Here is a 16,684-nt window from a genome sequence, read left to right on the forward strand (position 1 = left end):
TTCACCACCTCACCCCTGCACTCGACAATCACGAAAACAGGCTGCAGCGGGTTTGGCGGGTATGTGCCCATAAATCTTTTCCAGCCCCTCTGTGTCTCTCTCAACTCGCAACATCCCGTTACAACCAGTCAAACCATTGTCTCCAGCTTCCCTGTTCCTTTTCCCGAACACGAGTGGACCGGGTCTCCTGGTATTTGACATAGGATTGCCTGGCCCTGGACCGAGCATACTCAACGATATCCGGAAGATCAGGAAAGTGCTCGACAACATACTCATATCGCATCCATGCCGATTCATAGCGTTCACTGCGCCAATAAAAATCGGCCACGAATATTTCGTGCTCGGCAATATATCGTTTGCACTTGAGAATGTAGGTATCGGCCTTGGCAGAAAACTTGGTTCCCGGATATTCCGCCTTGACCCTCCTGAAGTACTCCAGTGCCTCGGCAATATTGTCCTGGGGCAGATCGATGGATTCAAACTGATTGTAGCTCGAAATGCCGATCTGCAGCAGTACGTAGGGAATGGCCTCGTGACGTGGATGCAGAGACTCGAACTCCTTGTAGGTCTCGGAGGCGGCCCGGTACTGTTCATCCAGGAAATAGGCGTCCCCAAGACTCAATTCTCCCGCAGTAGTGAACGGGCTGAACGGATAGCGGTCCCTGAGCTTCTGGAAATACTCGATGGCCTTACCATACTCCTTTTCCTGCATGGCCTCGTTCCCGAGTTCAGCCAATTCCTGGGCGGTGTCTTCGGGAGGGGAGAGAAAAAAATAGTCGATCACCCCACAGCCGGAACAGAGCACAAGGAGCAGAAACAGACCGGACAAACAAAAACATCTTCTAATCATTGAGCTTTTCCAGATAAAGACTTACACTGTGAGCCGCAGTGGCCCCGTCACCCACAGCGGTGGCGACCTGACGACACGCCTTGGAGCAGATATCACCTGCTGCGAAAATGCCGGGAACATTGGTGGCCATACACATATCGGTGACCAGAAAGCCCCGGTCATCACGATCAAGGGTGGAGGGCAGAAATCCGGCCGCCGGCTCGAGTCCAATAAAAATAAAGGCCCCGTTGACCGGCAGGGTTTTTTCCTCGCCCGTCTTCACGTCCTCGACCAGAAGAGCGTTCAATTCGTTTTCCCCTTCAAAGGTCTTGGGCACGGCGTTCATGACCGGTTCGATCTTGGGGTTGTTGAGTACCTTGTCCTGATAGATCCGATCCCCGCGAAAACAATCCCTGCGATGGACCAGATAGAGCTTGTTGACGATCTTGGCCAGATAGAGGGACTCTTCCAAAGCGGTGTTCCCACCGCCGATGCACGCGACATCCTGACCGCGGAAAAAATTCCCATCACACAAGGCGCAGTAGGAAACCCCTTTTCCAGCCAGCCGGTTTTCCCCGTCTATCCCCAGTTTACGCCATTTGGCACCGGTACACACGATAACCGCCTTCGCGGCGATCCACGTATCACCCACCTTGATCTGATGACTCCCCGATTCAGTTTTGACCTCGAGGACTTCGTCATGCAGACGATCCATCTCATACCCTTCAAGATGGGCAGCGAACAGGTCCGCCAATTCATATCCCTTGATGCCCTGGGGAAATCCCGGATAATTGTCGATTACCTCGGTATTGAGCACCTGACCACCCGGGGCCAGTTGCTCGACCCAGGCAAGCGATACTCCTGCCCGAGCAAGATAAAGGGCGGCCGTGACTCCCGCCGGACCGCCCCCAATGACTACGGCATCATAATTTTTCATGACTAGAATGCCTTGTCGTCGATCATCTGTTTGAGACTTGTCTTGGAAACAGCACCAGTGACCTGTTCGGCCACTTCACCGCCTTTGAAGAGAATCAGGGTTGGAATGGCCCGGATGCCGTATTTGCTCGGGGTGGAGGGGTTCTCATCCACGTTCATCTTTACGATGGAAAGTTTCCCGTCATACTCCTGGGCAAGTTCTTCCACAACAGGACCGATAGCCCGGCAGGGACCGCACCAGGGGGCCCAAAAATCAACCAACACCGGCAGATCGTTCTGCAACACATCAGCTTCAAACGTACTGTCCGTTACCTGATTTGCCATATCGTTCTCCTTTGGTATATGGCCGCCCGCACGTGGCTGATGGCGGCATTACGATTTTGGTTAGTCATGAATTATTGTGAATAGTGGTCTGCTAACTTCCTGTCAACACCGTAGTCCCAGGGGATTTGTTTGCCCCGGGGGATGGCCTCCAGGTCGAGACCGTGAAACAATCCGGCTTTGGCCAGGATCTCGCCGTAAAAAGCGATCATGGCTCCATTGTCCGTGCACAGCGGCAGTGAGGGAAGCAGCAGGGTCTTGTTTCGTTTCGCCGCAACGTTCTCCATGGTCTCCCGCACCACGGCGTTGGCAGCCACCCCCCCGGCCACATACAAGCCCTTGGCCTCGGGATACCGATCCAGGGCACGCTCGGTTTTCACCCGCAGGGTCTCGGCAACGGTCCAATTAAACGAGGAACACAGTCTTGCCAGAGCCGGATCCGGCTCGTAGTCGGGCTGAAGAACCGTATCCATGGATGCCATGACAAGACCTGAATGTTTCTGGACATACTGCAAAACAGCGGTCTTCAGGCCACTAAAACTAAAATTGAGATTGTCGTTGTGCAGATACGGACGCGGAAAAAGGTTCTGGTCGGGGACTTCATCCCTGCCCAGATGATCGATATGCTTCCCGCCAGGATAGGGAAAATTGAGCAGTTTGGCCACCTTGTCAAAGGCCTCACCGGCTGCATCGTCAAGCGTTCTGCCGATCAGTTCGAGATCCACGGGAGAACGCATGTAATAAAGATGGGTGTGGCCGCCAGACACCAGCAGTCCAATGGATGGAAAAATCAATTCCCGCTCAAGCCCTACAGCCAGAAGATGGGCCGGAAGATGATTGACCCCCACCAAAGGGACTCCCCGGCCATAGGCAAATCCCTTGGCAAACCCGAGGCCCACGAGCAGGCTGCCCAACAGCCCCGGGCCTCTGGAAACCGCGACACATTCGATGGCTGAAACAGCAAGTCCGGCTTCGCGCAAGAGATCATCCATAAGGGGACGCAACCACCGCAGATGTTCTCTGGAGGCCAGTTCCGGCACCACACCTCCGAAAACCGCGTGCATCTCCACCTGAGAGGCGATCCGTTCGCCCAGCAGGACGCCGTCCCGGACCAGGGCCATGGCGGTCTCATCACACGAACTTTCGATTCCAAGACAGAGCATGGCTATTTGGAGGCTCCAGCATGTTTGGCGTAAATCTCCTGAACCTTGAGAACCTCATTTTTCGACCCAACAATCAGGGGGACCCGATCGTGAATTTCCTCAGGTTCAATATCCAGAATGCGCCGATACCCGTCAATGGCCATACCGCCGGCCTGTTCAACGATCATGGCCATGGGCGCAGCCTCGACCAGATACCTCAATTTGCCACGAGATTTCTTGGGATCCCTGTTGTCCCGGGGATACAAAAAAATCCCTCCATACAGGAGGTTCCGATGAAAATCAGAAACCAGGGAGCCGATATAGCGCAGGGAATAAATCTTTTCGTTATGGTTTCCCGTTGTCTTGAAATACTGCACCGCCTCTTTGGTGGCATCGTCCCAGAAATCCCAATACCCCTCGTTGACTGAATAGATTTTTCCCTGTTCAGGAATCCGGATATTGGGATGGGACAATAAAAACTCCCCCACGCTCGGGTCAAGGGTGAAACCGTTGACGCCATTGCCTGCGGTATAAACCAGCATGGTCGAGGAACCATAGATAACATAACCGGCAGCGATCTGCTCGGCCCCTTTCTGCAAAACCTCGCCCAGGGTAACGTTTCGTCCGATTCCGCCTTTGCGCCTGTAGATCCCAAAAATAGTCCCAATGCTCACATTGGCATCGATGTTTGCGGACCCGTCCAGGGGATCGAAGGCCAAAAAATAGTCCCCGACAGGAAAATTATCCGGTATTTCAATAAGGTCGGCATTTTCCTCCGAGACCATGGCACAGAGTACGCCGGCCCGCTCCATCCGGTGGATGAGCACGCGATTGGCATAATCATCCATTTTGCGTACTTCTTCCCCCTGGATGTTCACTTCCCCGGTCTTGCCCTGAATGTTGAGCAGACCGGCCTTGGTCACATCCCTGGAAATGAGCTTGGCGGAAAGGATGATCTCGTTGAGCAGACGGGTGAACCTGCCCGTTGCCATATCCGATTCCCGTTGATTCACAAGAAGATGTTCCGTGACAGTTACCTGACGCATAGCCCCTCCCTGTTTTTCCATTCCAACTCCTTGTTGTTCAGTGTCCTGTTGGCTCTCTTCATGGCAAAAAAGAGGCTCACATGGGTCGGTACCCTAAACCAAGATTCTTCTCAACAAAAATACAGGAATCATTGCTCTCTTATTTCAGAGGTGTAAATCAACCACCTCCCGGCAAAAGAGCGACCCAACCAAAAAAACCGCTTTTCCTGAATCCCGAATTCACCGCTGACATGGTCTTCAAGAAGATCGTTCCAGGGACGATCGGCCACCTCTGCGATGATCCGCTCATACCCCCCTGCCCACAGAAAATCACCCCGGGCATCCACGATGATCAGATCTTCAGGTGATGGGGCAAATCCAACGACCCTTTCAAAGCGAAACATGGCTATCAGACATCCCTTCCATGCGTTGCCTTTGAAAAAAGGCATGCTCAAACAGACCGTCTTGCCGGAAGCACCATCGAGGACATGCGCCTTGGGCATTCTTTTCTCGGGATCCCCCTCACAGAGCGACACATAGTCTATCGCATTGTCATCCGGAGCGAAATCAGTATTCCGGCTGGCCAGAATTTCTCCCTGGACGTTGACAGCGACAATCCGATCGATCCAGGGATACTTGATCAGAAATGCATCAAACCACGCATCTTCGGGATAGATATCCTGGGTCGATAGTTCCCGTCCGAGCAGATTGAGCTGCGCATCCACTGGTACGAAGGAGGTAGCGAAACCCTTGGGTGCGCATTCATGTTCGGACTGAATGGCCAGATCGACCTTTGGAGTGGGATTGATATAGTCCTTGTACCACCGCTTGGTGGTCTTGAGCGTGGAACACCCCAAACAACAGGCCAGACAACAGGTAACAAGCAGAACTCTGCGCATAGGTAAAAAAACCTCCTTGCGTCGCCAAATGATTTGATTGTTTGTTAGTGGTTTTGTATGTACATGACAAAAGTGATCGCAGTGAACATCTCTGCTTCGTGGTAGTTCAGGTTGTATTTTCCAAACAGGCATCCCAGAGTTCCTCCGGGGATGTCCGGGACAATCCTGCCCATGCCTTTCATGCCTTCAAAGTCCACGGGCTGTTCCTGTCTGCACGGATCTTGGGCATCAACCTCAACCGCTCTGGGACTGATACCATGCTCATCGTTTACATCTGCCTGATCGTCCTGTCTTTTGGAATCATTGACGCGTTCATCTTCAAATCCATACGTGCCTGGGAATCGAGTCGACTCAAAAACATTCAGGAAAAGGAAGACCAGCTGACCATTACGTATAACGACATGGTCAAGGAAACCCAGAAGCTCAAGGCCGCAGCCGAGACAATGAAAATAGAAAGCTCGTCGGCTCCGGAACCTCCAAAATCTCGTGAAGAAAAAAAGGTCTCGGCACCGAGCCAGACCAATATCACTATGCAATTACTACAAAAAGCATTGATCACCCGGGATCAGCTGAAAAAAGCCAAACAATACCAGAAAAGCATGGGTACCGGTAAATCCATAGAGGAAATCCTGGTACTTCTGGGATCATTGAGCCAGGAGTCTCTCGACGAGTTCATGCAATCACAATAATGAAGCAGAGGTCGTTCCAATTTGGACAGTTCGTCTGAAACCCATCCGACCTTCACCCCTACCCACGGAAATCATCATGGACGTGATCATCATCGTGACTCTCATCGTTGCCCTTGTATCAGTCTGGGGACTTGGCTATACGTTCATCAGCGCCCGAAACAATCTGGGACGCCATGAAGCGTGGCACACCAAGAAAAAGCAGGAGATGGATGTCAAACTCCAGGCCCTGCAGGACAAGCAGGATTTTTACAAAACAGAGATCCAAAAATTAACCCCATCCTGAGCAACCAAACAAGAACCCATCCTTGGCACCTGGATCCGTATCGATGGGTACCGGGACGGGCAATCTGTATGGCGAAAGGATCGCATTGCCACAAGCTATGCTCTGGCTCGTTCCTCCAACCGATCTGCCAGGGCTGAAAGGGTCTTCACGACTTCGTCTCTCTCAGGATTTTCGTCGTGAGCCTGTTCGGTTTTTCCTTTCTCTTCTCCACGCTTCATGTCACCAGCCATTTTTTTTCTGGCTGCATTCATGAGCCTTTCCAGATCCCGGCGCTCGGGACCTGGAGGATATATTTCCCACAACCCCTCATATATCTCCAAGGCCTGCCCGTATTCCTCCTGCTCCATGAGCAGATCGGCCATGGTTCGAGTGCGCACATCGGGATCGATGGAAATGGTCTCAACCTCATCGGCATCCTGGTCACTGTCGGGTTCGTCCCCCCCTTCCGGCGCTTCAGAACCCCCATCTCCATCCCGAGTGACAGGGATTGTGGCATCCCTATCTGTTGGTAGTTGACCGGATAGCTCAGCCCCATTTGCCAGTGGCACAGTTTTGTTCAGAGACTCCGACTCGGCAACGAATTCGGTTGCAACCGGAACAGCCGGCATTTTTTGAAGAGCCCCCTCAGGATCCATGTCGGACATATCCCTTTTCGCTTCCTCTTCCGAATGATCACCAGCATGCTCTTCTTTGAATTCTGATGCATCTGCCGGGGCTGAAGCGTTCAGCACCTGGGCACATCCCTGCTCGAAGATATCCACCCAGCGCAAGGGTGTTCCCTGCATGGCTCCGCGGAAAAATCGCATGGCGATCAGCGAATCACGGTCATCCTTTGCCGCGAGGAGCTTTTCCCATAACTTCCAGAACCCCTTATATCCGCTCAACAACTGAACGATTGACGCTGTTTCTTCCAGCGCGGCATCATTCTCACCCAGATTGTCCAGGACATCCAATAAAAGCAATCGCGCCTCTATGAATTCCGGATGAACCGCAAGCCCCTGTCTGATTATCTTTTGGGCTCGATCGTATTCTCCGTGTGCCATCAACATCTTGGCCAAGGGAAAAAAGAATTTGGAACCTGGTTCCAGGGCGAGCATCTCTTCGTACAATTTGATTTTTTCCTGCATGATCATCTCTCCTGACAGAGGGGTCCTTGGTGAACATATCACCTCCTCTGCCCTGACGGTTGGTCCTTGCCTGAGGACGGCTCGAAAAGATAGAGGATCTCCCCTTCCGCAACGAAATTGAATTCCGCCCGAGCCATTTGTTCAACATAGGCCGGGCTTTTCTTGAGGAGCCGGATTTCATCACTTAGAACCATGTTCCGGGTGGCCGTTGCATCGATTTGGGTTCTCAGTTGATCCCGGGTCGTGCAAAGCTGAAGATATTCCATGATCCCCTTGTCGCCAACCACCAATTGCACAGCCAAGGCAATATCGAGCACGCACAACGAGCAGAAAAGTATACGCATCCAGATCATAGGGTCCCTTTATTGCAGTCGATCAAGAATCCCACCCTTCCTGCGCAAGGCCAGGGGAAGTTCCAGTTCCTTCAGAAAAGCGGCAGTGGCCCGTTCGATACGTTGAACATCGGTTTCTTCCAGGTCCCAGGCAGTGGTCTTGGTGACAATCTCCTTGAGCTCGTTGAATTCTTCAACCAGACCATCGCCCATGCCAGCCGTATCAAGGTCCGACTCCAGGTCCAGAATGGTCTGCAGGCAATTGAGCACACGGGCATGTAATCCCATCACGGTGTCAAACTCATATTTTCGAGGACTCCATCTCCCTGGCCTGATTCCAGGGCAACAGCGAAAGTTCATGCGCCTTGAGACACGACATGAACAGTTCTTCCAACGTTGAGTGATCGGCCAGATTGAGGCAGGCATTGACCCCCCGAACAAAGGCATCTTCCGGGGTCAGGCTCTGCACATCGTCTCCAAGACGAATCACGTTTCTTTCTCTGCGATCAAGCCCTCGCCATGAATGAATAACCTTCCAGAGAGGTGCGCAGACATCCATGTCCTGAATGACGATAACATCGTGATGCTGCAGGATCAGCTTGGCCCTGGCCATGTCGGCAGATTCGGGGAGAACGCAATAATAGTCTCTGGCCGTAAAAAAAGCCTCTGCACCACTTCGCCACGCTTCATCCGTGGCAAAAATAAATGCCACCCTGGTACCGGGTGGGATGGAATCGGGTTCGGCCGCTGGCAGACGGTCTTCTGCGGGATGCGCAGGTTGTGAAAAAGCCGGCTCTGTCTGCCGTGTATCCGGAACCTCGACCCGGACACGCTCCCGGCAATAGGGGCAGATAAATGAAAACGAGGATGCCTGAGGAACTTTTTCGTCCGGTATCTTGATCACCTTGTGACAGGAATTGCATTGTACATCCATGAAGGTCTCACTCCTCTTCCATCATCAGGTTGCAACCACGGCAATCATGGCGAAAACCCGGCTGATCCGACGTGACTCAACGCTCCTGGCCATACTCGGTATCGAGTTCCAGCCCATTGATGTCGGTAACCCTTTCTCCTTTTTCCGATTTGATTCTGTCGAGCATTTGGCCAAGACGGGATTTATCCGACCCGGAAAGCATGGCCGACTCCTCGTCGATAAGTCCTTGCGTGTAGAGTTTGACCAGATAAGAATCAAAGGTGATCATCCCGTATGTCCCACCCTGTTCCATGATGGAATAAAAGGTCTTTTCTTCGGTCTCTCCGTTGGTGATCACATCCCTGATCCGCAGATTGTTTCTCAGAATCTCAAAGGCTGCCACTCGTCCCCCTCCCACTCTGGGCAAAAGGCGCTGGGAAACCACGAACCTGAGACTCTCGCAGAGCCTGGAGCGAATCAACCGTTCTTCGGAGAGATCGAACATACCGATGATTCGGTTGATGGTCTGCCCGGCATCACTGGTATGCAGGGTCCCCAGGACCAGATGACCGGTCTCGGCCGCCTCCAGGGCGATCTGCACGGTCTCCCGGTCCCTGATCTCCCCCACCAGGATGACCTTGGGTGCCTGACGCAGGGCCGCGCGCAATCCCGATGCAAAGGTATTGAAATCCACCCCCATTTCCCGCTGATTGACCGTACCCTTTTTATGGGGATGCACATACTCGACAGGATCTTCCAGGGTGATGATGTGCTTGGAATAGGTTTCGTTGATCGTGTTGATAAGTGCCGCCAGCGAAGTGGATTTACCGGTACCCGTTCCCCCGGTGACCAGAATCATTCCATATTTTTCTTTGGACATCTGGGTAAAAATCTCAGGAAGTCCCAATTGCTCCATCGTCGGCACATTCATGGACAATTTGCGCATGACAATGGCCAGCGAGCCCCTTTGACCCAAAACGTTCACCCTGAATCTGAACCTTCCGGGCAGTTCGTAGGAGAGATCGCAGGAACCGGTTTTCACCTGATCCCGGAAAAGCCGCAGGTTCGTGCCCATCATGCACGTTGCCACGGACTCGACCTGGAAAGGGTTGAGAGGCCCCAGATCCGGACGGGTTACCGCATCGACCAATTCTCCGTGAACCTCTGTTTGAATGGGTTTGCCCACGGTAAAAATGATATCCGAGGCATCCGGGGCGTTGGTCATGATCTGACCGATCAGGTGATCGAGATGGGAGCGTTGCATGGGGGATCTCCTCTACATTTCAGTAATGTCCGAGGGAGGTTCGGCTAACAGATCCCGGAATTTGGATTTATTGACCGCCTTGTTGTAGGCCTCCAGGGGATCGATGGTCTGATCCTGGACCAGTTTCATGATTGCATCGTCCAGGGCCTGCATACCGAATTTTCTCCCGGTCTCAATGACCGAGTTGATTTGAAAGTTCTTGTTCTCGCGAATAAGATTACGAACCGCCGGCGTGGCGATCAGGATTTCCAGGGCCGCTACCCGGCCGGGGTGATCGATGCGCTTGAACAGGGTCTGGGCGACAATGGCCCGCAGGGAATCGGCCAACCCCGAACGGATCTGTCCCTGGAGATCGCCGGGAAAGACCTCGATGATGCGGTCGATGGTCTTGGAGGCGGAGATGGTATGCAGGGTTCCAAAAACGAGATGCCCTGTTTCGGCCGCCTCCAGGGCGAGCTGAATAGTTTCCAGATCGCGCATTTCACCCACAAGAATAACATCGGGATCCTCGCGCAGGGCCCCGCGCAAGGCGGCCTGAAAACTCTTGGTGTCCCGTCCCACTTCACGCTGGTTGATCAGACAATTGATGGGTTCGTGGACAAATTCAATGGGATCTTCAATGGTCAGGATATGGTCTTTGCGGACCTTGTTCACGTAATCGATGATCGCGGCCAGGGTGGTCGATTTGCCACTTCCCGTAGGTCCGGTGACCAGAACGAGCCCCTTGGGGAGCATGGCCAGATTACGCAGGATCTCAGGCAGGTTGAGATCCTCGATAGTCAAAATCTTCTGGGGAATCTCCCTGAAAACAGCACCAACGCCCCGACGCTGCATGAAAAAATTAGCCCTGTATCTGGCTGTCCCAGGGACCTCGTAGGAAAAATCGATATCCCCTGTCTCCTCGAAATGCTTGACCTTGGCCTCGGGACAGATCTCATAGAGCATGGTCTTGAGCTCTTCATGCTCCAGGGATTTGTACTTGATCCGTTGCATATCCCCGCGCAGGCGAATGATGGGCTGGGACCCGGACGAAAGATGCAGGTCCGAGGCTCCTAGTTTGTGCATCATCTCGAAAAAAGCATCTATCTGAGCCACGATGTTCTCCTTGTTTGGGAAGAATCAGCATTGCAACAAACGCAGTTATTCCATCCAGATCTTGTAAAAATTGCGCAGATAGTTCGCCCCCGAAAGGATGGTCAGAACCAGGGCGACATACAAGACTATCGTCCCCAGAGGAACGGGATCAAAACCAAACCAGGGGTAATGGAGGATGAGCGGTCCCAGGGCGAACATCTGGGTCAGGGTCTTGGATTTGCCGAGCATGTCCGCAGCGATAACCTTGCCCTGATCTGCGGCAATGGCCCGAAGCCCGGTGACAATGATCTCCCGACTGATGATCACAATAGCGATCCAGGCCGGAAGCCAGTTCAGATCGGTGAGCATGATCAGCACCGCGGCAATGAGAATCTTGTCGGCAATGGGGTCCATAAACTTGCCCACATTGGTCACCAGATTGTACTTCCGAGCCACCACTCCGTCCACGTAGTCGGTCAGACAGGCGATGACGAAAAGCAAGAGGGCGGCCAGGCACATGAGCTTGCTGGGGAAATAAAGCATGAGAACGATGAGGGGTACCGCACCGATTCTCGCGAGGGTCAGGATGTTGGCAGCGTTGAGCATGGTATATTTCCTGGGGCAATCCTGGGTTTATGTGTCGTGAGGGGAATGCGCAAAACCAATCAGGCCTGCAAGAAATTGTGCAACCCTGGCGTTACGGGTATTCAGGCATTTTGCTCACAACGGGATGTTTTTCCATGAACGGAACTTTGCCGAGCGACGGACACTTCGTCCTCACTTGGCCCTGGGTTTGAGTTTGGCATACATATTCAGGACATCCTGAATGTATTTTTCGGTCTCGGGAAAAGGGGGCACCCCCTTGTACTTGTCCACCTGGCCGGGTCCGGCGTTGTAGGCTGCCAGGGCGAGACGGGTATCCTTGAAACGGTCCAGCATGCGCTTGAAATAGCGGACGCCCGCCTCCACGTTGGCAGCCGGGTCAAAGGGGGTCGTGAGTCCCAGATCCTTTTGGGTCTCGGGCATGATCTGCATGACCCCCTGGGCACCGGCCCTGGATACGGCCTTGCAATCGTACCTCGATTCCACATGGGCCAGTGCCTGCACCAGATCCTCGTCCACCCCGTACTGGGAGGCGTATTTTGTGATCAGCTTCTGGATCCTTTCCTTGGTCTCCCCCGTGGCATCCCCCCAAAAGACAAAGGGGCTGTAGTGCGGCGTCAGGGGGAGATCTGTAAAATGAAGAACCCCGTCAGGTCCCTCATAATAATAGATGGTTCCGGCCCTTCCCGTAGCTCCGGGCAGAGAAATCGCCAAAACGACCAGGATGGCGAGAATCGTTTGCATGGCTCCCCATTGATCTTTCAGACCACGCTCAGATCATTTATGGATGGAAGAAACCGATTCGAAACACTCGGCAGCACGATCACTGATGGTATCTGCCAGGGCAAGAAAGGCCTTTTTGGCCGGCACATCCTCATCCAGAAAAACCACAGGCCGACCCAGATCCCCGGCAACAACGGTCGCCGGGTCCAGGGGGATGGCCCCCAGAAAATCCAGCCCATACCTTTCCGCCAGGTCCTTGCCCCCCCCCTTCTTGAACAGATCGATCTCCTTGTGACAATAGGGGCAGATAAGTCCGCTCATGTTCTCGACCACACCGAGGATATTTGCCTGGGCGTATTGCAGAAAATTGATCGCCTTGCGGACATCGGCCAGGGATATCTCCTGGGGAGTGGTCACGACAATGCTCAGGGCCTCGGGCACGGTCTTCAACACAGTCATGGGTTCATCGCCGGTCCCTGGAGGGGAATCGATGACCAAAAAGTCGAGCTCGCCCCACTCCACGTCAGCAATGAACTGCCGGATGGCGTTGGTTTTCATGGGGCCCCTCCAGAGTACGGCCTGGTCCGGGTCCTTGAGCAGGGATTCCATGGAAATGACCGAAAGGTTCTCATTATACTGCTTGGGTTGCAGAATGCTGCCCCGATCGATGTCCAAAAGCCCCTTGATCCCCAAAAGATGGGGTACGCTCGGCCCATGGATATCCACGTCCAGGAGGCCGACGCGAAATCCCCGGGCGGACAGGGCCGCAGCAAGGTTGGTGGCCAGGGAGCTCTTGCCCACCCCCCCCTTGCCGCTCATGACAAAAAGCTTGTGACGAATTTTTGAAAGGGTCGAGGAGATCATCTGATCCTGAATCATTTTGGAAGCGCTGGAGCCTCCCCCGCTCTTGCCCGCGCTTGGGCATGTGTTCTGGTCTGACATTATATGGTTCTCCTGCTGAGAATTTTAGAGAGTTTAACAGGTCAAGAGATCTAAGAAATGTTAGGGAATCAAGAGAGTTTTGAAAAGGGTCTCCAAGTTCATAACACGCCTACATTCCTGCAATCCCCATACGTTCAAACGTACTTCAAAATGACGAAGCCCAGGATAACGAGGATCAAACTGCCTGTCACCACCAGGTTGAACCGCTTTTCCAAAAACGTCCGGGCGGTTTCCCCGAAGTAATAGATCAACGTGGCGATGACAAAAAAACGGATCCCCCGGCTGATGGCCGAGGCAATGATAAAAACAAGCCAGTTGACCTTGAAGGCTCCGGCCGTGAGTGTGCAGAGTTTATAAGGGATGGGAGTGAGCCCGGCGATACTCACGGCCCAGGCACTGTATGTATCATACCAGACCTGAATCTTGGTATATTGTTCTTCAAGACCGTAAAACCGGATAATGGAACTGCCGATGGTTTCCATGAAATAGTAGCCGATACCGTATCCGATCACCCCCCCGACCAGCGAGAACACAAGGCAAATACCGGCCAAACGAAAGACCCGTTTTCTGGAGGCCATACCCATGGGCAACAGAAGCAGATCAGGAGGGATCGGAAAAAAAATGGCCTCGGTAAAGGACACAATCATGAGTACACGCTCGGCCCCTTTTCTGGCTGCAATATCCCAGAGTCTGTCGAGCATCTTCTGCATCATGTTCATATATGTCCTGTTTCACCAGCCATGGGTGCCCACCAGATCGACGAAGGCGGCTGATCCGCAATCCTTGCTGATCACCCGACCATCTGTCTTGCAGACCCTGACCATGCGTTGTTTTCGTTTTTCCCCGCCAACAGGAAGGACCATACACCCGGGATCGGCCAATTGGCCCAGCAGGGGCAGAGGAATCTCAGGACCGCCTGCCGTGACAATGATCCTGTCAAAAGGAGCATTTTCCGGCCATCCCGTTGTCCCGTCATCCAGTTTGCAATGGATGTTGTAGCAACGCATGAACAAGAGTCGCTTGCGCACGGCGACAAACAGCGGTTTGATCCTCTCCACCGTGTAAACGACAGCCCCCAATCGTTCGAGGACAGCTGCCTGGTAGCCGGAACCGGTTCCGATCTCCAGGATCTTCATGCCCGGCTCCACCTCGAGCAGGCTGGTCATGTGGGCCACTGTAAACGGATGGGATATGGTCTGCCCGTGGCCTATGGGCACGGCATGGTCTTCATACGACTGTGCCTGCAGGGCCTCCTCCACAAACAGATGCCGGGGGACCTCCCACATGGCTCGCAATACCCTGGTATCGGAGATCCCTCGGGACATGAGCTGCTCCCTGATCATCCGTTCCCGGTTTCTTTTGTAATCGACCCGAAGGGCCGCCTTGCGCAGGGCGTGAGTTCTCACCGTGATGAATATTCCTCTTCAAGAGCAGTCCGTGTCGTCGACATGACACGAAAATTTTGACAATTTTATGACAACGTACTGCAAACCAGATTTCACCCCGCAAGTCAATGAGAGAGAGGCCCACACGGTTTTCAACGGAGCTTGCCCGAGCAGAGATTTTAGGCCATAGTCAGAACTGTCGAATCCCTTTTTACAACCCTCGGCTGACAGGAGGAACCATGCTCAAGGTCAAGGACATCATGTCCACAAAAATCATCACCCTCAAACCGGAAGACACCCTCAGTGCGGCCCGCGGGGTCATGCATCTGGCGCAGATCCGTCACGTGCCTGTCGTGGATCAGTGCAACCGGTTCTGCGGATTGATCTCGCACAGGGACATCCTCTCGGCAACCGTTTCCCAACTGGCAGGAATCGACAAGGAGACCCAGCAGGAAATCGATGCAGGCATCCCGATCAGCGAGGTCATGCGCAAGGATGCTCAGGTCATCGCGGGTGACGAAAAGCTCTCACAGGCTGCCGAGGTCCTGCTCACAAACAAGTACGGATGCCTGCCGGTTGTCGAAGGTGACAAACTTGTGGGTATCATCACCGAGGCCGACTTCATTACACTTTCCATCCAGCTTCTGGCTGGCAAAACCCAGGCCGACATTGCAAAAGAGAAAAACGGCTAGATGCTTAGCGTCGCCACATTGAGTACCTCAAGCCGCCATCATCCATTTGGTTCGGACGTGGACTAGAGTAAAAACAGACCAGCCATGCCCAGAAAGAGGAAAAAGCCCATGCTGTCGGTAAGCGTGGTCAGGAAGATACTCGACGCCTGGGCCGGATCACGGCCCAGCTCCTTGAGAATAAGGGGGATGGATGCCCCGGCAACGGCACCCAAGAGCATGTCGAAAAGCAATGCCAGGGCCATGACAGCGGCAAGGCCGGGGCGCTGAAAAACCAGGATGATCCCCAGAAAAGTGGCCACCCCGATGATCAGTCCGTTGATCAGACCGATCTTGGCCTCCCTGGCCACGGCGATCCACACCTTTCTCCGGTCGAAACGCTCCATGGCCAGCTGGCGGATCATGACCGCCAGGGATTGCTGCCCGGTGTTTCCGGCCTGATTGGCCACAATGGGCATGAGGACGGCCAGGATGGCCATCTGCTCGATGGATCCTTCAAAAAGGTGGACCACCCAGGCGGACACCGCCGAATTGAGCAGATTGACGAACAGCCAGGGCATACGCATTTTCAGGGAATATCCCCAGGGCGAGTCAATGGTTTCGTCACCACCTGCACCAACCATCTGCTGCATGTCCTCGCTGGCCTCCTCCTGGATGATGTCAATGACATCGTCTACAGTGACCGTTCCCAGAATGCGCTGGCCATGATCCACAACGGGAAGGGCCAGAAAGTTGTATCTGTCGATGAGCTTGGCGACCTCCTCCTTGTCCGTATCAAACGGCACGGCAATGAGATTCTGCTCCACCAGCAATTCCTTGAGCTTCCTTCCCCCCGGGCTGACCATGATGTCGCGCAGCGAAAGAACCCCCTTGAGATGCCGATACTGATCGACCATATAGGCGTAATAGGGAATTTCCGATTCCTCCACCTGACTTCTGATCACGGTGATAGCCTGATCCGCCGTCAGGTTCTCGTCCAGAACCAGAATCTCCGTGTTCATGACCCCGCCGGCTGAATCGGGGTCATACATAAGCAAGGCCTTGATCTCTGCGGCGTCTTCCTGCTCGATCTTCCTGAAGATGGCCTTGCGGATGTCCGGCTCGAGTTCGGCCACGGTATCTGCGGCATCGTCCGGAGACATGAGGGTCAGGATATCCGCAGCCAGCTTGGGTGGAAGCTGGGTCATCAGGGGAATCCGGTCATAGGAATCCATTTCCGCGATGGATTCGGACGCATCCTCCAGGGAAAGTCCCTGAACCATGGCCACCTGTTCCTCAAGGGGCAGGTTTTCCAGATGATCGGCGGCATCTGCCGGGTGCAGCTGATCGAAATAATCGTCCTGCGTGCTTTCCAGATCGTTCTTCGGATGATAGTCGGTCATATCATTCGACTCCTTGCATAGGGCAGGTTACCTGGCCGTCATTCACGGCATGCCACGACTTGATGGACCTATCGGGATGCCATGTACGCATGACGTTCGCGTGACAGCAGAAGAAAGCAGAAAAAG

The 16,684-nt window shown here is 53.7% G+C and carries 22 protein-coding genes; 3 read left to right on the forward strand and 19 right to left on the reverse strand.

What is annotated here, in order from left to right; translation table 11 throughout:
- Positions 1-118: 118 nt before the first annotated feature.
- The 7 genes from bamD to ACTVJH_RS04265 form a co-directional block, all read right to left on the reverse strand.
- Positions 119-850 (reverse strand): outer membrane protein assembly factor BamD, encoded by a 732-nt coding sequence (gene bamD / locus ACTVJH_RS04235; RefSeq protein WP_455987795.1) that lies wholly within the window; start codon positions 848-850, stop codon positions 119-121.
- Positions 843-1,766 carry an NAD(P)/FAD-dependent oxidoreductase gene (locus ACTVJH_RS04240; protein WP_455987797.1) on the reverse strand — a complete coding sequence of 308 codons (924 nt, stop codon included), beginning with the start codon at positions 1,764-1,766 and terminating at the stop codon, positions 843-845. The genes bamD and ACTVJH_RS04240 overlap by 8 nt, the downstream gene beginning before the upstream one ends.
- Before the next feature lie 2 nt (positions 1,767-1,768).
- The gene (gene trxA / locus ACTVJH_RS04245) at positions 1,769-2,089 is read right to left on the reverse strand and encodes a thioredoxin (protein ID WP_455987799.1); all 321 of its coding nucleotides are present in this window, start codon (positions 2,087-2,089) and stop codon (positions 1,769-1,771) included.
- A gap of 71 nt (positions 2,090-2,160) precedes the next feature.
- Positions 2,161-3,249, reverse strand: a complete 1,089-nt coding sequence (gene tsaD, locus ACTVJH_RS04250; protein ID WP_455987801.1) for a tRNA (adenosine(37)-N6)-threonylcarbamoyltransferase complex transferase subunit TsaD — start codon at positions 3,247-3,249, stop codon at positions 2,161-2,163.
- 2 nt (positions 3,250-3,251) lie between these two features.
- Positions 3,252-4,274: a class 1 fructose-bisphosphatase gene (fbp, locus tag ACTVJH_RS04255; RefSeq protein ID WP_455987909.1), complete on the reverse strand. Its 1,023-nt coding sequence runs from the start codon at positions 4,272-4,274 to the stop codon at positions 3,252-3,254.
- Between the two features lie 128 nt (positions 4,275-4,402).
- Positions 4,403-5,152 (reverse strand): hypothetical protein, encoded by a 750-nt coding sequence (locus ACTVJH_RS04260; RefSeq protein ID WP_455987803.1) that lies wholly within the window; start codon positions 5,150-5,152, stop codon positions 4,403-4,405.
- A 44-nt stretch (positions 5,153-5,196) separates the two neighbouring features.
- On the reverse strand, positions 5,197-5,349 hold the full coding sequence (locus ACTVJH_RS04265; RefSeq protein ID WP_455987805.1) for a hypothetical protein: 153 nt from the start codon (positions 5,347-5,349) through the stop codon (positions 5,197-5,199).
- A gap of 60 nt (positions 5,350-5,409) precedes the next feature.
- Between ACTVJH_RS04265 and ACTVJH_RS04270 the strand changes: the two genes are divergently transcribed.
- Complete coding sequence (locus tag ACTVJH_RS04270; protein ID WP_455987807.1) at positions 5,410-5,841, forward strand: hypothetical protein; 432 nt, start codon at positions 5,410-5,412, stop codon at positions 5,839-5,841.
- Positions 5,842-5,917: 76 nt separating this feature from the next.
- A complete protein-coding gene (locus ACTVJH_RS04275) occupies positions 5,918-6,124 on the forward strand; it encodes a hypothetical protein (protein WP_455987809.1) in 207 nt (68 codons plus the stop codon).
- A gap of 95 nt (positions 6,125-6,219) precedes the next feature.
- Here the strand turns inward: ACTVJH_RS04275 and ACTVJH_RS04280 are convergent, their stop codons facing one another.
- The 11 genes from ACTVJH_RS04280 to ACTVJH_RS04330 all read right to left on the reverse strand — a co-directional run bounded on the left by ACTVJH_RS04280 (position 6,220) and on the right by ACTVJH_RS04330 (position 14,508).
- On the reverse strand, positions 6,220-7,251 hold the full coding sequence (locus tag ACTVJH_RS04280; protein ID WP_455987811.1) for a tetratricopeptide repeat protein: 1,032 nt from the start codon (positions 7,249-7,251) through the stop codon (positions 6,220-6,222).
- Positions 7,252-7,289: 38 nt separating this feature from the next.
- A complete protein-coding gene (locus ACTVJH_RS04285) occupies positions 7,290-7,595 on the reverse strand; it encodes an FtsB family cell division protein (protein ID WP_455987813.1) in 306 nt (101 codons plus the stop codon).
- A gap of 18 nt (positions 7,596-7,613) precedes the next feature.
- Entirely contained in the window at positions 7,614-7,871 is a 258-nt protein-coding gene (locus tag ACTVJH_RS04290; RefSeq protein WP_455987911.1) for a hypothetical protein, read from the reverse strand.
- Positions 7,872-7,884: 13 nt separating this feature from the next.
- Entirely contained in the window at positions 7,885-8,517 is a 633-nt protein-coding gene (locus ACTVJH_RS04295; RefSeq protein ID WP_455987815.1) for a hypothetical protein, read from the reverse strand.
- A 76-nt stretch (positions 8,518-8,593) separates the two neighbouring features.
- Positions 8,594-9,760, reverse strand: coding sequence for a type IV pilus twitching motility protein PilT (locus ACTVJH_RS04300; RefSeq protein ID WP_455987817.1), 1,167 nt, complete (start codon positions 9,758-9,760; stop codon positions 8,594-8,596).
- Between the two features lie 12 nt (positions 9,761-9,772).
- A complete protein-coding gene (locus ACTVJH_RS04305; protein ID WP_455987819.1) occupies positions 9,773-10,855 on the reverse strand; it encodes a type IV pilus twitching motility protein PilT in 1,083 nt (360 codons plus the stop codon).
- A gap of 45 nt (positions 10,856-10,900) precedes the next feature.
- Positions 10,901-11,440 carry a CDP-diacylglycerol--glycerol-3-phosphate 3-phosphatidyltransferase gene (gene pgsA / locus ACTVJH_RS04310; protein WP_455987821.1) on the reverse strand — a complete coding sequence of 180 codons (540 nt, stop codon included), beginning with the start codon at positions 11,438-11,440 and terminating at the stop codon, positions 10,901-10,903.
- Between the two features lie 171 nt (positions 11,441-11,611).
- On the reverse strand, positions 11,612-12,181 hold the full coding sequence (locus ACTVJH_RS04315; protein ID WP_455987823.1) for a lytic transglycosylase domain-containing protein: 570 nt from the start codon (positions 12,179-12,181) through the stop codon (positions 11,612-11,614).
- Positions 12,182-12,214: 33 nt separating this feature from the next.
- A complete protein-coding gene (locus tag ACTVJH_RS04320; protein WP_455987825.1) occupies positions 12,215-13,102 on the reverse strand; it encodes a P-loop NTPase in 888 nt (295 codons plus the stop codon).
- A gap of 134 nt (positions 13,103-13,236) precedes the next feature.
- On the reverse strand, positions 13,237-13,821 hold the full coding sequence (locus ACTVJH_RS04325) for a YqaA family protein (RefSeq protein ID WP_455987827.1): 585 nt from the start codon (positions 13,819-13,821) through the stop codon (positions 13,237-13,239).
- A gap of 12 nt (positions 13,822-13,833) precedes the next feature.
- Entirely contained in the window at positions 13,834-14,508 is a 675-nt protein-coding gene (locus tag ACTVJH_RS04330; protein ID WP_455987829.1) for a protein-L-isoaspartate(D-aspartate) O-methyltransferase, read from the reverse strand.
- A 218-nt stretch (positions 14,509-14,726) separates the two neighbouring features.
- Here ACTVJH_RS04330 and ACTVJH_RS04335 point away from each other — a divergent pair, with 218 nt between their 5' ends.
- Positions 14,727-15,179 carry a CBS domain-containing protein gene (locus ACTVJH_RS04335; protein ID WP_455987831.1) on the forward strand — a complete coding sequence of 151 codons (453 nt, stop codon included), beginning with the start codon at positions 14,727-14,729 and terminating at the stop codon, positions 15,177-15,179.
- A gap of 62 nt (positions 15,180-15,241) precedes the next feature.
- Here the strand turns inward: ACTVJH_RS04335 and mgtE are convergent, their stop codons facing one another.
- The gene (mgtE, locus tag ACTVJH_RS04340) at positions 15,242-16,558 is read right to left on the reverse strand and encodes a magnesium transporter (protein WP_455987833.1); all 1,317 of its coding nucleotides are present in this window, start codon (positions 16,556-16,558) and stop codon (positions 15,242-15,244) included.
- Positions 16,559-16,684: the final 126 nt, after the last annotated feature.

It is taken from the genome of Desulfoplanes sp. PS50 (genome assembly GCF_053851535.1).